Genomic DNA, 14,116 nt, shown 5'->3' with positions numbered 1-14,116 from the left:
ATCTTTCTAAAATACTCCTGCCGGAGGCAATCCCGAGGAAGCGGCCAAAGGCCGATGACGAGATATCAAGCGCGCGCGAAGCGCGCTCAATTCGGTTAAAGCGTTTCGCGAAAAACCTGAATCACAGATTTTCGCGAAACGCAGTGCTCCGCTCAATCGTTGCACGCGTTCCGCCTTTCGCTGATGCTTCAGGTTAAAGGCGGAACGCTTTAGGGGCGTTCCAGCCAATCGCGGGTGCCGGGGGCGAACTCGGGGCGGAAATAGGCGATCATCCGGCCCTCGGGCGGGGCCGTGGCCCCGTCGCGCCAAGGGGCGACGCCGTGCAGGGCAAAGCGGTGGACGAGATAGGCCTCACCCGGTTGGGCGGTAATTTCGACCCGTTTACAGGTTTCGAACACATGGCGGCGGGTGGCTTGGTAGACCTCGGTGAGGTCCATGTCGGGCCAATCGCTTTCGGGGTAGGCGGCGAGATGCCTGTCGAACATGGCCTGCATGATCTTATGGCTACCCTCCCAGACCACGAAGGGGCTGGCACCCGCGTCGGTGGCGGTGAGCGGCAGGCCAAGGATATAGGCGTGGCGTTCGCGCAGCATGCGCTGACGCGCCTTGCCCACGGCAAGAAGGCCATCCACATGCGCCGCGTCGCGTTTGAGGCGGTAGCGGAAAGCGGACTCGGCTTCACCAGCGCGCGGTTTTGGATAGTCCGGGTAAGTGACCGAGACCTGGCCCGGGTGCAGCGGCAGATCGCCATAGAGCCTGCGCGCCGCGCTGAAAGCCGCACCGGGTAGCGGACCCGCCTGCCCCACAGCACCCAGCTCATCATTGGGCAAGGTATCGACGCCCACGAACCACGTGCCTTCGCATTGCAGCCATTTGGCCTGTTCCTGGGGGTCTTGGATACGTTCCAGCGCTACTTGGCGGGCCTCCTGCGCCCAATGGCGCAGGTTGTCTTCGGCCGGGAAATGCGCCCAGCCCTTATCGAACAGCGCCTCTACCATCCCAGCGATTTGCGCAGCATGTTGAGCGCCACCAGCGTCAGGAACACCGCGAAGACGCGTTTGAGCGGCTTGGGGTCCATGGCATGGGCCAGTTTCACGCCCCAGGGGGCGGTGATCAGGGTCATGGCGATAACGATCAGGAAGGCCACGAGGTTGACCGCGCCGATGGTAAATGGCGGGCGGTTTTCAGGCGCGATTTCAAGGAACAGAAAGCCCGCGACCGATGGCACGGCGATGGTTATGCCAAAGCCCGCGGCGGTGGCCACGGCGCGGTGGATTGCGGTGCCGTAAAGGCTCATCAATGGCACGCCGAAGCTGCCGCCGCCGATGCCCATCAGGACCGAGAGAAACCCAAGGATCGGCGACATCACCGCGCGGGTCAGGCCCTTTGGCATTTCCGCGCCCAAACGCCAGTCGGACCGCCCCAGCCCAAGGTAGGCCCCGATCACCAGCCCCAGCACGCCAAAGACCCCTTGCAGGGTATTGGAGCGCAGGTTGGCGGCCACCAGAACGCCGAGCACCGCGCCCACGGCGATCCCCGGGGCCCATGTGCGCAGGATATCCCAATCCACCGCGCCCTTCTTGTTATGGCTCAGCACCGAACGCAGCGAGGTCACGATGATCGTGGCCAGCGAGGTGGCAAGGCAGATTTGCATGAGTTGCGGGCCGTCGTAGCCCAGAGTCTGGAAGGTATAGAAAAAGGCCGGCACCAGAACGATGCCACCGCCGACGCCCAGAAGCCCCGCGAGCACCCCGGCGAAGCCGCCGATCACAAGCAAGAGGACAAGCATCTGGATCAAGAGCATGGTATCGGGCATGGGATGTCTTTCATGAAGGATCTTTTGGCCCGCATACACGGGCCTGCGGGCGATGGGAAGTCACTCGCCCAGTGCAACCCCTTCGCGCCGGGGGTCGGCCCCGCCTTGCAGGGTTTCGCCAATCGAGATGGCGTGGACGCCCGAGATCAGCGGGCGGGTGGCCACCTCGTAGCCGAGGTTGCGCAACGCGGGGGCGAGCGCCGAGGTGGGTTCCACGTCGAACGGCCCGAAACGGTTGGTCAGGTTGGGCAGGTCGATGGCCTGTTGCACGTCCATGCCCCAATCGAGATGGGCGATCAGGGTTTTCACCACGTAGCCGATGATCCGGCTTCCGCCCGGGCTTCCGACCAGCATCACGGGCTTGCCATCTTTCAGCACGATGGTGGGTGCCATGGAGGAACGGGGCCGCTTGCCCGGCTCAACCCGGTTGGCGATGGGGCGGCCCTTGCGGTGGCTGCGGAAGGAGAAATCCGTAAGTTCGTTATTAAGCAGGAAGCCGCGCGTCATCAGGCGTGAGCCGAAGGCGTTTTCGATGGTGGTGGTCATCGACAGGGCATTGCCCATGCCATCGACGATCGAGATATGCGAGGTGGAGGGAAATTCGATCGAGGCGTCGTCGGCCCAATTGAGGGCGTGGTCGAACTCTGGCGATCCGGGGGTGACCTCGGGCAGCGCGTCGTCGCCTTTGAGCAACTCGGCGCGTTTGGCGAGATAGGTTTTATCGAGCAGACCCTTGACCGGAACAGGCACGAAATCGCTATCGGCCATGTAGCGGCCCCGGTCGGCGAAGGCCAGACGGCTGGCGTCGCCAATCAGGCGCCAGGCCTCGGCGCTATCGGGGCCAAGGGCGGCCATGTCGAAGGGTTCCAGCAGCCCGAGGATTTGCCCCACTGTCAACCCGCCCGAGGATGGCGGCCCCATGCCGCAGACCTCGTAGGCACGGTATTCGATGCAGGTGGGCGCGCGTTCGCGGACGCTGTAAATGGCAAGGTCGATTTCGCGCAGGACACCGGGGTTGCCGGGGGCGTTGCGGACGGTTTCAACGATATCGCGGGCGATCTCGCCGGTGTAGAAGGCCCCTGCCCCCTGCCCTGCCATCACACGGAGGATTTCGGCATAGGCCGGGTTCTTCAGGGTTTGCCCGACTTCCAAAAGCTGCAGGTCTGGCATGAAATAGTCGCGGGTGGGTTGGAAGCGTGTCAGGCGCAGGGCGTCGCCTGCAACCATGGTAGACAGCCGTGGGCTGACCGCGAAGCCCTGTTCGGCCAGTTGAATCGCGTCGTCAAAAAGCCCTGCCCAAGGCCGGTTTCCCCAGCGATCATGCGCGGCCTGCATCAAGGCGGGTGTGCCCGGCGTGCCCACCGAGCGCCCGCCGACCACGGCGTCGTAGAATTGCAGCGGTTCACCGTCCTGACCCTGGAAAAGGCGCGGGGTGGCGGACAGCGGCGCGGTTTCGCGGCCATCAAGGGTTGTCACCTCGCCCGTAGCGGCATCGTACCAGACAAGGAAGGCCCCGCCGCCGAGGCCCGAGCTTTGCGGCTCGACCAGCCCCAGAACGGTTTGCACGGCGACCATGGCATCGGCGGCCGTGCCGCCCGCGCGCAGCACCTTTGCCCCGGCCTCGACCGCCAAGGGATTGGCCGCCGAGATCATCCAATCGCGCGCCACATTGGGGCGGCCTTGCGCCTTGGCCTCTTGCGCGGCGGCGACTTGCGGCGAGGTGGCAACCGCCCCTGCCCCGGCCCCTTCAGGGGCCACGGCATCGGCGGCTTGCTGGGCGTTCAGCGGGGCCGCAAGGGCGAATGAAACCAAAAACGGCGCAAGGAATTTCATGGTCGGACCTCCGGGAAACCTGTGACGCTGAGACCGCTCATAGCATGGCTGGCACCACCTGATCGGGCGGGCGGTGGCCATCGTCGAAGGTTTTGATATTGAGGATCACCTTTTCCCCCATCTCAAGGCGGCCCTCCACGGTGGCCGAGCCCATATGCGGCAAAAGCACCACGTTTTTCAGGTCACGCAGGCGGGGGTTTACCTCGGCCCCGTGTTCATAGACATCGAGGCCCGCGCCCGCGATCTCGCCGGCGCGCAGCATGCGCGTCAGGGCGTTTTCGTCGATCACCTCGCCGCGCGAGGTGTTCACGATCACCGCCTCGGGTTTCATCAGCTTGAGCCGTCGGGCGTTCATCAGGTGAAAGGTCGAGGGCGTATGCGGGCAGTTGATGGAAATCACATCCATCCGCGCGACCATCTGATCAAGGCTTTCCCAATAGGTGGCGCCCAACTCTTCCTCGGTTTCGGGGCGCAAGCGGCGGCGGTTGTGGTAATGGATATCCATGCCGAAGGCCGCCGCGCGGCGCGCCACGGATTGTCCGATGCGGCCAAGGCCCAGAACACCCAAGCGCCGCCCGGCGATGCGCCCGCCAAGAAGCGTGGTGGGCGCCCAGCCCCGCCAATCGCCGCCTTGCATCACGGCCAGCCCCTCGGGCAAGCGGCGGGTGACGGCCAGAATGAGCCCCATGGTCATATCGGCGGTATCATCGGCGGAAACACCCGGCGTATTGGACACCAGAACGCCGCGTTCGCGGGCGGTTTGCACGTCGATATGATCGACCCCGGCCCCGTAATTGGCAATCAGCTTGAGCCGCTCACCGGCCTGCCCGATCAGCCCGGCATCAATCCGGTCCGACAGCGTGGGGACCAGAACATCGGCACTTTGCACCGCCGCGATCAACTCCTCGCGGGTCATGGGGGTGTCGTCCTGGCGCAACTGGACGTCGAACAATTCGCCCAGACGCCGCTCAACCGGGTCAGGCAGGCGTCGCGTAACGACAACACTCAGGCGATCAGATGCCATGGGGGGCCTCCTTCATCTTCCAAATCCCGCGCATTGCTGTCAGAGTGACGCAGGAAAGGCCGAGGCACAAGAACCCGGCCATAGGATCGGGCAGAAATCGGAAGATGCAGATGAAGACGAGCGTGGCATTGGCCGTTGCTGTGGCCCTTTTGGCCGGTAGCGTGGCACAGGCGCAGGAGCGCGGGCCGGTCACCAACCTGCCCTTGCCGCGGTTCGTATCCATGAAGGCCTCGGAAGGCAATGTGCGGCGCGGTCCAAGCCTGACCCATCGAATCGACTGGGTGTTCAAGCGCAAGGATGTCCCGCTTGAGATCACCGCCGAGCACGGCCATTGGCGGCGCGTACGCGACCGCGACGGCGCAGGTGGCTGGATTCACTATTCGCTTCTGTCCGGCGCGCGCACCGCGATCGTGGAGCGCGACATGCTGGATGTGCTGTCAAAACCCATGGAGGGCGCGATGGTTGTTGCGCGGCTGGAACTTGGGGTGATTGCCCATCTGGAGGAATGCAGCGCCGATTGGTGCGAGATTTCGGCAGGCGGCTACGAAGGGTGGGCCCCGAAGACAAGCCTTTGGGGTGTGAAGCCCGATGAAATCCTTGATTGACCAGCTTGAAGACAGGTTTTGCAAAAGCCGTGAATTTTTTGCTCAAGCACTCTTGAAACCGGCCCACGACCAGAGTAACTAGCGCGTCACCGTTGGGGTGTAGCCAAGTGGTAAGGCAGCTGTTTTTGGTACAGTGTACCGTAGGTTCGAATCCTACCACCCCAGCCATTTCCTCTTCAGCTTTAAAGCAATGACCCGCGCGGGTGGTACGGGTTGAAAGTGGCCCGGTTGGTGCCCCCCCGCGAGGAGTGGATCGGGTGGCGGCTTTCTTCGCCTTCTCGCGCGTGGCCCTATAGAATGTCTTGTACTCGTCAGGGCAAAATCAGCCACGATGCGGCACCTTGAACGAAGCGCGGTATGGTTCGGAAAGGCCGGGAAATGCGACCAGCCAGCCATGCCGGATCGCGAGTCTGAGCGCTTGGCGCAGGGTCACGATTTCATGGTGCATCGTCGACCGTGACGGCGGTTTGCAATCAGGGGCTTTCTGGGCCGAAAGATGCGGTAACCCTGCACTTTGCCAGCCGTCGCAACCTCGTACGCTTTCTCAAACCGTTCGGCAGCCTGCTTAAAGGTTTTCTCGCTTACGAAGTCTCCGCGTGATTTCTGCCCGCGCAGATCAGGATATCAGTCCTCGGCAAACTCCTTGGCTTTGGCAAGGCTCGCGTCTTTGGGACTTACGCGCCGGGTCTTGCCATTCATGTAAGCTGAACACTGCCGAACCGAGCTGTTCGGTCGCTTGTGGACCTGCACCTTGCCGCCCGGAATCCTGTGTTTTCAGCCATCTCGACACCGCACCCAAAACATGGGGCACAGCGTGTAAGATATGTGCAATAGAGATCCCGGCCAACATGGTCGGGCCAACTTTCCTGCACGTCGTCGTATTGATTGTTTAAATGGTGCCCGGGGGCGGAATCGAACCACCGACACGAGGATTTTCAATCCACTGCTCTACCCCTGAGCTACCCGGGCACGGGGAAGGCGGCTGCCTTCGGGTGGAGGCGTTCTAGGTCAGGTCGGGCGGGGTGTCCAGAGGGCTTTGTCAATTTTTTCAGGCCGCTGGCCTTTATCGCAGGAGGCTCGCTCGTGCACATCAATTGGAGTGGTGTGGTTGGTTGATGCCTGGATGCGGGCCAGCGCCGCCTAGTGCGGTTTCTCGCGGGCCTTTTGCGCCTCGGCCTCTTCCCAGGCGCGTTCCATATCCTCGGGGTCGCGCGACGGCACGGCATAGTCCCCGCCCATCCATTTGCCCAAGTCGATATCGGCGCAGCGTTTCGAACAGAAGGGCCGCGTCTTGGAGTCGCTTTTCTTGCCGCAGATCGGGCAGGTCATGGCATCACCTCGGAGAGTGCGACGCGGTCGCGTTTGCGTTGCAATTCATAATGGCCAAGGCCTGTCCAGCCGACAAGGGTGGTCTCCACCGTGCAGGCACGGAAGGCGGCGCGCAGGGTGGTTTCAAATTGGCGGCGGTCTTTCTTGGGCATCGGGGCGAGGTCAAGCACCACCTGCCCGCCCAAGCCACGCAGGCGCAACTGGCGCGGCAGATCCCGGGCGGCGGCCATGTTGGCCTTCATGCCCGCGGCGGGGGAGGTATCGTTGCCGGTGTTCACATCCACGGCTACGAGCGCGCGGGTGGGTTCAATGAACATCGAAGCCCCGCCCGAGAGCGGCACGCGAGCCTCTTGCAGGTGATCCAGTGCATCCAGCACACCGTGATCAGCAAAGGAGCCTTCCTCGGCTGCCACATCCGCCGGATCGGTCCATTCGCGCCAGGCCAGTGTGTGCGGCCCGTCGCCTTCGGTAAGTTTTTCCGGCTCGGCCCCGTCTGCATCGCCCAGAACAGCCGTGGCCAGATCGACCATGGCGCGGATATCCCCGGCGATCTCATCGTCGTCGGCCTCAAGGCAGGAAGAGCGCAGGATCAGGCCCATCTCGACCCCGTCCATTTCGGCGTGGGCAATGGCGAGCAACTCGTCGCGGCGGTCGTCATCGCGGATTTGGCGCGAGATATTGAGGCCCGGGGCCTCGGGCGTGACGATGGCGTAGCGGCTTTTGAACAAGAGTTTCGCCGTGACTGGCAGGGCCTTGCCCGGCTCGGCATGGCCGGTGACCTGCACCAAGAGCGGCTGTCCGGGGCTGAGGCCCTTGACCTGCCGCAAGAAGACTGTGCCATCGGGGGTGCGCAGGAACATGCCCCCCTGCCCTTTCATCGGGCGGTCGGCAATGGCGCGGTAGATGGCACCGGGGCGCGGGCCATCGGGATCGAGGAAGAGGTCTTCGAGGCGGCCATCGACCATAAGGGCGGCGGCCTCGATCCCGTTCAGGTGGTCAAGGGCGATCAGGCGGCCTTTCATGGCTCCTCCTTAAACAATGGGTAGCCTGCGGCGCGCAGGAGGGTGGCGGTTTCGGCCAGTGGCAGGCCGACAACGGCGGTGAATGAGCCTTGGATCCACGGGATCAGCACACCGGCGGGGCCTTGGATACCATAGCCGCCCGCCTTGCCCTGCCAATCGCCGGTGGCGAGGTAGGCGTTGAGTTCCTCATCCGAAAGGCGCTTCATCTTGACGGTGGTGACAACCTCGCGCTGCCAAAGCCGATCGCCCCGGCGGATGGCGACGGCGGTGATCACCTTGTGACGGCGGCCCGACATGGCCAGCAGGAATTGCGCCGCTTCGCCCGCGTTTTCCGGCTTGCCCATGATGCGGCGACCAAGGGCCACGGTGGTATCGGCGGAGAGCACGATGTCATCCGGCCCGGCCTCAACCGCCCAAGCCTTTTGCCGCGCCATGCGGATGCAATAGGGGCGCGGCAGTTCGGATTTTTGTGGGGTTTCGTCAATGTCGGGTGGGCGGATATCATCCGCCACAACCCCGATTTGTGCCAGCAAGTCCCGCCTGCGCGGGCTGCCCGATCCGAGGATGAGTTTGGGTGTGTCGATCATGTCAGCGCCCAGAAGTGCAGCCGGGTGCCAGCCACATTTTGCTGCGCAAAACGTTTACCCGCACTGTCGCGAAGCCAAGGGCTTCGCGCTATTTGAATCGGTAGTTGATCCGACCCTTGGTCAGATCATAGGGCGTCATTTCGACTTGCACCTTGTCGCCTGCCAGAACGCGGATGCGGTTCTTGCGCATCTTGCCTGCCGTGTGCGCGATGATCTCATGGCCGTTTTCAAGCTCGACCCGGAACGTCGCATTCGGCAGGAGTTCCTTCACGACACCGGGAAATTCGAGCGTATCTTCCTTGGCCATGGTCTCTCCTTCGTTGCACGATCCGCCTGATTTGCGGAACGCGCTTTAAATGGGCCTATTCGCCGTATTTTTCAAGGCCATAATCACCGCAGGCGGCGCTGTGTGACATCCTGGACGCGAGCGGGTTGTTCATTCCAGTGGGTGGCGTTGAGGACATTGCCATCGGCACGGACCCGGGAAATGGCGTCGACATCCACCTCGGTCACGGTCCAGCCGGGGGTGTTGAGGGTGCCTTCGGCCAAGACGCCGGTGGGGGGAAAGCCCGCGTCGGGCGGGCCGAAGATACCGCCCATGCCGGTATTGAGGTCGGCCACCTCGTTCCATTGCGCGTCGCCCACGGTCGAGGCCATGACGGTAACGCATTGTCCTTCCAAGGCGCGGGCCATGGCCCCGATGCGCACCCGCCAATAGCCTTCGAGCGCCTCGGTACAGGACGGAACAAGCAGGATATCGGCCTCGGCCAAGGCGCGGGCCAGAAGCGGGAATTCGGAATCATAGCAAATGAGGATGCCGATCTTGCCCAAGGCAGTGTCAAACAGGGTGAGCGGGCCGCCGGGCACAACGCCCATCGGCGCACGTTCCCAGCGGGTCATGATTTGCTTGTCTTGAATACCCATTTCGCCACTTGGGCTGAAAAGCCGGGCACGGTTGACCGGGTCGGGGCCAAGGGCGTCATCATAGACGGGGGCAGAGGCGGCGCAGATATAGACGCCATATTTGGCGGCCAATTCGGCGTGCAGCGCATCCACTTGCGGGATTTTATCCGAGATCGCCCGCAAAGAGGCAGGCAGATCGGCGGCCACATCCGGGCCGTTCAAAGTGGCCAGTTCCATCGCGCCGTATTCGGGAAACACCAGCAGGTCAGCGCCCTGCCCTGCGGCCTCGGAGACCCAGGCCTCAAGCTTCGTGGCGTAGTCGGACCATTGGTTGAATTGATCCAGAGGATAGGCGGCAGTTGCGATTTTCATGGGCGGACCTCAGAGGTTGCCAAAGACGTCATCAAGGATGTGCTGCAACCCCTTGGCGTCGTCTTGGGTGAAGGCACCGGGCTGATCGCTGTCGATATCCAAAACACCCAGAAGGTCATGCGCACCGTCATAAACCGGCAGCACGATTTCCGAACGGGTGGAACTGGAACAGGCGATATGGCCCGGGAAGGATTCGACATCGGCCACCAGCTGCACCGAACCGGTGCGGGCCGCCGCCCCGCAAACCCCGCGCGAAAACGGGATCGTCAGGCAGCCATGCCCGCCCTGATACGGCCCGATCTTGAGCATTTCGGGGCCGGTCACCCGGTAGAACCCTGTCCAATCAAAACGGTCGTCGGCGTGGTGCAGTTCACAGACCATGGTGGCCATGAGGGCCACCGGGTCAGTCTCACCCTCTGTCAGGGCGGCGATGGTCTTTGAGATTTCGGCGTAGTCGATGCGCATCTTGGCCTCGCGTAAGCATGTCCCGGCTGTTTAATCACATCCGGGACATGGGCCACAATGGGCAAGCTTCGCACAGGCTTAAACCCGTTCGATGGCAATCGCCGTGCCTTCGCCCCCGCCAATGCAGATGGCGGCAACGCCACGCTTCAGCCCGCGTTTTTCCAAGGCGTTCAGAAGCGTCACCATGATGCGCGCCCCGCTGGCCCCGATGGGATGGCCCAATGCGCAGGCCCCGCCGTTCACGTTCACCTTGTCGCGCGGCAGGTCCATTTCATGCATAAAGGCCATGGGCACCACGGCGAAGGCCTCGTTCACCTCCCACAGGTCCACGTCATCCTTGGACCAGCCCAGTTTTTGCAGGAGGTTCTGCGCCGCCGGCACCGGGGCCGTGGTGAACCACCCCGGCGCTTGCGCGTGGCTGGCATGGCCCATGATGCGGGCGCGGATGTTGAGGCCCTTGGCCTCGGCCGCCTCACGCGAGGCCATCACAAGCGCCGCTGCGCCATCGCTAATCGACGAGGAATTGGCAGGCGTCACCGTGCCATCCTGACGGAAGGCCGGTTTAAGCTGCGGAATCTTGTCGGGGCGGGCCTTGGCGGGTTGTTCATCCTCGGCAATCGTCACCTCGCCCTTGCGGGTTTTCAGGGTGACCGGGGCAATCTCGCCTTCAAAGGCGCCGGATTTCTGCGCCGCCAAAGCCCCTTCGAGGGAGCCGATGGCATAGGCATCCTGTGCCTCGCGGGTGAACTGGAATTTTTCGGCGCAGTCTTCGGCGAAGGTGCCCATCAGGCGACCCTTGTCATAGGCATCTTCCAGCCCATCGAGGAACATATGATCCTGTACCTGCGCATGACCAAGCCGGGCCCCGCCGCGCATTTTCGGCAACAGGTACGGCGCGCAGGACATGGATTCCATACCGCCTGTTATCATCGTGTCGGTATGGCCCAAAGCGATCTGATCAAAGCCGATCATCGCCGCCTTCATGCCCGAACCGCACATCTTGTTGAGGGTGGTCGCCGGGACGTCCTCCCCCAAACCGCCGGCAAAGCCGGCTTGCCGCGCAGGGGCTTGGCCCTGCCCGGCGGGCAACACGCAGCCCATGAGAACCTCATCCACCGTGTCGCTACGGGCATCGACAAGCGCCGCGCGAATCGCCGCCCCGCCCAGAACCGGGGCCTCGACCCCGTCGAAATCCCCTTGAAAACCGCCCATCGGCGTGCGGGCGGCGCCCGCGATGACGACCTCTTTCATCGCTTGATCCTCCTCTTTCGTGCCCATGAATACCGAATGGTAAGGAATGGGGTCTAGCCTTGGCCGTATTACTACCTATGGCCCGGAGGCATCATGGACCTGCAGAGCACAAAAACCAATGACGCGCTTATCATTACCGTCAACGAGGCGCGCATCGACGCCAGCGCCGCGATCCGGTTCAAGGACGGCATGCGCGCCCTGACCGATGGCGGCCCGGCGCATGTGGTTCTGGACCTGTCGAAGGTGACTTTCGTCGACTCCAGCGGCCTTGGGGCGATCGTGGCCTCGATGAAGCAACTGAACCCGGGCCAACAGCTTGATCTGGCCGAGCTGACGCCGGATGTGGCCAAGGTATTTCGCCTGACCCGGATGGATTCGGTTTTCGTGATCCATGACAGCATGGACAGCCTGTCGCGCCGCGCCGCCGGATAACGCGGCCCACGGTTGATCAGCGGGACAGCCGGAATGAGGATGGGGCCACCGATGGCATGCCAATTTTCTCTAAGCGCGACCGCAACGCAATCCGGCGTGCGTGATTTGCTGACCGGGTGCCGCCGGGCGCTTGTATCGGCCAAGGTACCGGCAGCCTGGCGAGGTACGGTCGAACTGGTCTGGGCCGAAGCGCTGAACAATATTGCCGAACATGCCTATGCGGATGACGTGCCCGGCCCGGTCAAGATCATGGCCACAGTCAAGGACGAACGGATTGCAGCCGATATACGGGATCGCGGTCGGCCGCTGCCCGGTCTTTCGCCACCGCCCAGGCACCTGCCCGATTCGGATGGACCAACAGAGGCACTTCCCGAAGGGGGATTCGGGTGGTTCCTTATCAAGGGTTTGTGCGAGACCGTGGAGTATCAGCGCAAGGCAGGGGAAAATCACCTGCATTTGGTGGTGCATATCCCCCGATACACGGCCTAGTTGAAGTTGACGCCCCCAAAACCGCCTTCTGGTCACAATCTGTACGCAGAAGTGCCTGAATGGAAGGCCATAAGAACAACTGTAGCTGCATAAAGCTTCCCTCGGCGTCGCGCGTTTAACAGCCCCCACCCAGTGCGCGGCGTCGAGGTTTCTGTTTCCCTGACATCTTGAAACAGCCACTGCGCGGCAGGCGTCGCAGAAATCTGTTAAATGAGCGTTCATTTTCTGACATTTTGATTCAGACTTGCGCCAAAACCCACTATGGTCGGCCTAGCAATACTTGAGGAGGCCCCATGCGCGATTTTCACCTGCCCGGCCGTTCGGCCTGTTTTGCCACGAATGGCCTGTGCGCCACGTCCCACCCACTGGCGGCAAAAACCGCCATCGACATTCTTGAGCGTGGCGGCAACGCCGTAGACGCGGCGATTGCCGGGGCTGTTCTGCTGGGGATTTGCGAACCGCAAATGACAGGGATCGGCGGCGATTGTTTCGTGCTGTTCACTGAGCCGGGCACGGGCGAAATCAAGGCGCTGAATGGTTCGGGACGTGCACCAGCGGCGGCCAATGCTGCCGATTTGCGCACCAAGGGACATGACACGGTGCCGCTTTGTGGGCCCGAAGCGGTGACCATTCCCGGCGCGGTCGATGCCTTCTGCCGGTTGAGCGCAGAGCACGGGAAACTGGGCCTTGATGCGCTGTTGGCCCCTTCGATCCACTATGCCGAAGAGGGCGTGCCGGTGGCACCGCGGGTGGCTTTTGACTGGCCTACGGCGGCGAAAGCCCTGCAAGGTCATGGGGTGACGCATTATTCCAAGGCCGGGCAGCCCTATGGCACCGGCGAGATGTTCCGCGCGCCGGGGCAGGCCGAGGTGCTGCGCCGGATCGCGAAAGAGGGCCGGGATGCCTTTTACACAGGCGAAGTGGCCGAGGATATGCTGGCCACCCTGAACGGCATGGGCGGTGTGCACGCGGGCGAGGATTTCGCGGCGACGGCCTGTGATTACGCCACCCCGGTACGGGGCAGCTACAACGGTGTCGATCTGGTGGAGCATCCGCCCAACGGGCAAGGTGCCACGGCGATCCTGATGCTTAACATTTTGAGCCACTTCGACATTTCTCGCATGGACCCACTGGGCGCGCAGCGCGCCCATATCGAGGCGGAGGCCGCGAAACTGGCCTATGATGCGCGCAACCGGATTATCGCCGACCCCGATCATACCGCGCGGTTAGAACATATGCTGGCCCCGGAAACGGCGGCGAAACTGGCCGCTTTGATCGATCCGCAAAACGCCATGCCCTCCGCGGCCCCGCTGACGGAGGCGGTGCATCGGGATACGGTTTATATCACGGTGGTCGATCGCGACAGAATGGCGGTTTCGCTGATTTATTCGATCTTTCACGGGTTTGGTTCTGGCATTGCCTCGGAGAAGTTCGGGGTTTTGATGCAAAACCGCGGCGCGGGCTTTTCCCTGACACCGGGGCACCCGAACGAGATGGCCGGAGGCAAACGGCCGATGCATACGATCATCCCCGGCATGTTGACCGATGCAAGCGGGGTGATCATGCCCTTTGGTGTCATGGGCGGCGCATATCAACCCAATGGACACGCCAGATTCGTGAGCAACCTCAGGGACTTCGGGATGGACCCGCAGGCGGCCATCGACGCACCACGCGCCTTTTCGGACGCGGGCACCATGAAGGTCGAGCGCGGCTATGCCCAGAACGTGAAGCAGGAATTGGCCGATATGGGCCATAAGGTCAGCACCCCAGAGGAGGCCATCGGCGGCGCGCAGGCAATCCTGATCCGGCCCGATGGCGTATTGGAGGGGGCAAGCGACCCGCGCAAGGACGGTTGTGCATTGGGGTATTGAGTGATCTGGGGCGCGCACCCACTGAATTAACGGCGCGCCCTCATCCGCCCTTACGGGCTTTTTCAAGAAAACCGGCCACAAGCCGTTTCGAAACGGCTTGGCATCAAGGGCCTTCGA

The 14,116-nt window shown here is 62.9% G+C and carries 16 protein-coding genes and 2 tRNA genes; 5 read left to right on the top strand and 13 right to left on the bottom strand.

Going from position 1 to position 14,116, the window contains the following annotated elements; all coding sequences use genetic code 11:
• Positions 1 to 209: 209 nt before the first annotated feature.
• From RBB32_RS08670 to RBB32_RS08655, 4 genes are read right to left on the bottom strand one after another with little or no spacing between them, the layout of a single operon-like run.
• Positions 210 to 998, bottom strand: a complete 789-nt coding sequence (locus tag RBB32_RS08670) for a hypothetical protein (protein ID WP_306152303.1) — start codon at positions 996 to 998, stop codon at positions 210 to 212.
• On the bottom strand, positions 992 to 1,816 hold the full coding sequence (locus RBB32_RS08665; RefSeq protein ID WP_306152302.1) for a sulfite exporter TauE/SafE family protein: 825 nt from the start codon (positions 1,814 to 1,816) through the stop codon (positions 992 to 994). The genes RBB32_RS08670 and RBB32_RS08665 overlap by 7 nt, the downstream gene beginning before the upstream one ends.
• A gap of 60 nt (positions 1,817 to 1,876) precedes the next feature.
• The gene (gene ggt, locus RBB32_RS08660; protein ID WP_306152301.1) at positions 1,877 to 3,649 is read right to left on the bottom strand and encodes a gamma-glutamyltransferase; all 1,773 of its coding nucleotides are present in this window, start codon (positions 3,647 to 3,649) and stop codon (positions 1,877 to 1,879) included.
• Between the two features lie 37 nt (positions 3,650 to 3,686).
• Positions 3,687 to 4,673: a D-glycerate dehydrogenase gene (locus RBB32_RS08655; protein WP_306152300.1), complete on the bottom strand. Its 987-nt coding sequence runs from the start codon at positions 4,671 to 4,673 to the stop codon at positions 3,687 to 3,689.
• Positions 4,674 to 4,783: 110 nt separating this feature from the next.
• On the opposite strand from RBB32_RS08655, the gene RBB32_RS08650 reads away from it, so the two are divergent.
• A complete protein-coding gene (locus RBB32_RS08650; RefSeq protein ID WP_306152397.1) occupies positions 4,784 to 5,278 on the top strand; it encodes an SH3 domain-containing protein in 495 nt (164 codons plus the stop codon).
• 93 nt (positions 5,279 to 5,371) lie between these two features.
• Positions 5,372 to 5,446, top strand: a tRNA-Gln gene (locus tag RBB32_RS08645).
• Positions 5,447 to 5,600: 154 nt separating this feature from the next.
• Here RBB32_RS08645 and RBB32_RS08640 read toward each other — a convergent pair.
• From RBB32_RS08640 to RBB32_RS08600, 9 genes are all read right to left on the bottom strand, one after another.
• Positions 5,601 to 5,726, bottom strand: coding sequence for a hypothetical protein (locus tag RBB32_RS08640; protein WP_306152299.1), 126 nt, complete (start codon positions 5,724 to 5,726; stop codon positions 5,601 to 5,603).
• Positions 5,727 to 6,172: 446 nt separating this feature from the next.
• Positions 6,173 to 6,247 (bottom strand) — tRNA-Phe (locus tag RBB32_RS08635).
• A gap of 171 nt (positions 6,248 to 6,418) precedes the next feature.
• Positions 6,419 to 6,607 (bottom strand): DNA gyrase inhibitor YacG, encoded by a 189-nt coding sequence (locus tag RBB32_RS08630; RefSeq protein WP_306152298.1) that lies wholly within the window; start codon positions 6,605 to 6,607, stop codon positions 6,419 to 6,421.
• Complete coding sequence (locus tag RBB32_RS08625; protein WP_306152297.1) at positions 6,604 to 7,629, bottom strand: ribonuclease E/G; 1,026 nt, start codon at positions 7,627 to 7,629, stop codon at positions 6,604 to 6,606. The genes RBB32_RS08630 and RBB32_RS08625 overlap by 4 nt, the downstream gene beginning before the upstream one ends.
• Positions 7,626 to 8,216 carry a nucleoside triphosphate pyrophosphatase gene (locus RBB32_RS08620; RefSeq protein WP_306152296.1) on the bottom strand — a complete coding sequence of 197 codons (591 nt, stop codon included), beginning with the start codon at positions 8,214 to 8,216 and terminating at the stop codon, positions 7,626 to 7,628. The genes RBB32_RS08625 and RBB32_RS08620 overlap by 4 nt, the downstream gene beginning before the upstream one ends.
• A gap of 88 nt (positions 8,217 to 8,304) precedes the next feature.
• Positions 8,305 to 8,523: a translation initiation factor IF-1 gene (gene infA, locus RBB32_RS08615; protein ID WP_005978431.1), complete on the bottom strand. Its 219-nt coding sequence runs from the start codon at positions 8,521 to 8,523 to the stop codon at positions 8,305 to 8,307.
• 83 nt (positions 8,524 to 8,606) lie between these two features.
• Entirely contained in the window at positions 8,607 to 9,491 is an 885-nt protein-coding gene (locus tag RBB32_RS08610) for a carbon-nitrogen hydrolase family protein (protein WP_306152295.1), read from the bottom strand.
• A 9-nt stretch (positions 9,492 to 9,500) separates the two neighbouring features.
• Positions 9,501 to 9,956 carry a GAF domain-containing protein gene (locus RBB32_RS08605; protein WP_306152294.1) on the bottom strand — a complete coding sequence of 152 codons (456 nt, stop codon included), beginning with the start codon at positions 9,954 to 9,956 and terminating at the stop codon, positions 9,501 to 9,503.
• Positions 9,957 to 10,034: 78 nt separating this feature from the next.
• Entirely contained in the window at positions 10,035 to 11,207 is a 1,173-nt protein-coding gene (locus RBB32_RS08600) for an acetyl-CoA C-acyltransferase (RefSeq protein ID WP_306152293.1), read from the bottom strand.
• A gap of 93 nt (positions 11,208 to 11,300) precedes the next feature.
• Here RBB32_RS08600 and RBB32_RS08595 point away from each other — a divergent pair, with 93 nt between their 5' ends.
• From RBB32_RS08595 to RBB32_RS08585, 3 genes are all read left to right on the top strand, one after another.
• Positions 11,301 to 11,639, top strand: a complete 339-nt coding sequence (locus RBB32_RS08595) for an STAS domain-containing protein (protein ID WP_306152292.1) — start codon at positions 11,301 to 11,303, stop codon at positions 11,637 to 11,639.
• A 51-nt stretch (positions 11,640 to 11,690) separates the two neighbouring features.
• Positions 11,691 to 12,128 carry an ATP-binding protein gene (locus RBB32_RS08590; RefSeq protein ID WP_306152291.1) on the top strand — a complete coding sequence of 146 codons (438 nt, stop codon included), beginning with the start codon at positions 11,691 to 11,693 and terminating at the stop codon, positions 12,126 to 12,128.
• Positions 12,129 to 12,421: 293 nt separating this feature from the next.
• On the top strand, positions 12,422 to 13,999 hold the full coding sequence (locus RBB32_RS08585; RefSeq protein WP_306152290.1) for a gamma-glutamyltransferase family protein: 1,578 nt from the start codon (positions 12,422 to 12,424) through the stop codon (positions 13,997 to 13,999).
• Positions 14,000 to 14,116: the final 117 nt, after the last annotated feature.

It is taken from the genome of Roseovarius sp. MMSF_3281 (genome assembly GCF_030733685.1).
GTDB lineage: Bacteria > Pseudomonadota > Alphaproteobacteria > Rhodobacterales > Rhodobacteraceae > Roseovarius.
Note: the sequence above shows the minus strand (reverse complement) of the source record. Positions and strands in the feature narration are given on the sequence as shown.

What these genes read in the sequence shown, in the direction of transcription:
- RBB32_RS08585 (WP_306152290.1), top strand. Translation starts at nt 12,422, where the DNA reads ATGCGCGATTTTCACCTGCCCGGCCGTTCGGCCTGTTTTGCCACGAAT.
- RBB32_RS08650 (WP_306152397.1), top strand. Translation starts at nt 4,784, where the DNA reads ATGAAGACGAGCGTGGCATTGGCCGTTGCTGTGGCCCTTTTGGCCGGT.
- RBB32_RS08670 (WP_306152303.1), bottom strand. Translation starts at nt 998, where the DNA reads ATGGTAGAGGCGCTGTTCGATAAGGGCTGGGCGCATTTCCCGGCCGAA.
- RBB32_RS08655 (WP_306152300.1), bottom strand. Translation starts at nt 4,673, where the DNA reads ATGGCATCTGATCGCCTGAGTGTTGTCGTTACGCGACGCCTGCCTGAC.
- RBB32_RS08605 (WP_306152294.1), bottom strand. Translation starts at nt 9,956, where the DNA reads ATGCGCATCGACTACGCCGAAATCTCAAAGACCATCGCCGCCCTGACA.
- ggt (WP_306152301.1), bottom strand. Translation starts at nt 3,649, where the DNA reads ATGAAATTCCTTGCGCCGTTTTTGGTTTCATTCGCCCTTGCGGCCCCG.
- RBB32_RS08630 (WP_306152298.1), bottom strand. Translation starts at nt 6,607, where the DNA reads ATGACCTGCCCGATCTGCGGCAAGAAAAGCGACTCCAAGACGCGGCCC.
- RBB32_RS08610 (WP_306152295.1), bottom strand. Translation starts at nt 9,491, where the DNA reads ATGAAAATCGCAACTGCCGCCTATCCTCTGGATCAATTCAACCAATGG.
- RBB32_RS08640 (WP_306152299.1), bottom strand. Translation starts at nt 5,726, where the DNA reads ATGCACCATGAAATCGTGACCCTGCGCCAAGCGCTCAGACTCGCGATC.
- infA (WP_005978431.1), bottom strand. Translation starts at nt 8,523, where the DNA reads ATGGCCAAGGAAGATACGCTCGAATTTCCCGGTGTCGTGAAGGAACTC.
- RBB32_RS08625 (WP_306152297.1), bottom strand. Translation starts at nt 7,629, where the DNA reads ATGAAAGGCCGCCTGATCGCCCTTGACCACCTGAACGGGATCGAGGCC.
- RBB32_RS08595 (WP_306152292.1), top strand. Translation starts at nt 11,301, where the DNA reads ATGGACCTGCAGAGCACAAAAACCAATGACGCGCTTATCATTACCGTC.
- RBB32_RS08665 (WP_306152302.1), bottom strand. Translation starts at nt 1,816, where the DNA reads ATGCCCGATACCATGCTCTTGATCCAGATGCTTGTCCTCTTGCTTGTG.
- RBB32_RS08620 (WP_306152296.1), bottom strand. Translation starts at nt 8,216, where the DNA reads ATGATCGACACACCCAAACTCATCCTCGGATCGGGCAGCCCGCGCAGG.
- RBB32_RS08600 (WP_306152293.1), bottom strand. Translation starts at nt 11,207, where the DNA reads ATGAAAGAGGTCGTCATCGCGGGCGCCGCCCGCACGCCGATGGGCGGT.
- RBB32_RS08590 (WP_306152291.1), top strand. Translation starts at nt 11,691, where the DNA reads ATGGCATGCCAATTTTCTCTAAGCGCGACCGCAACGCAATCCGGCGTG.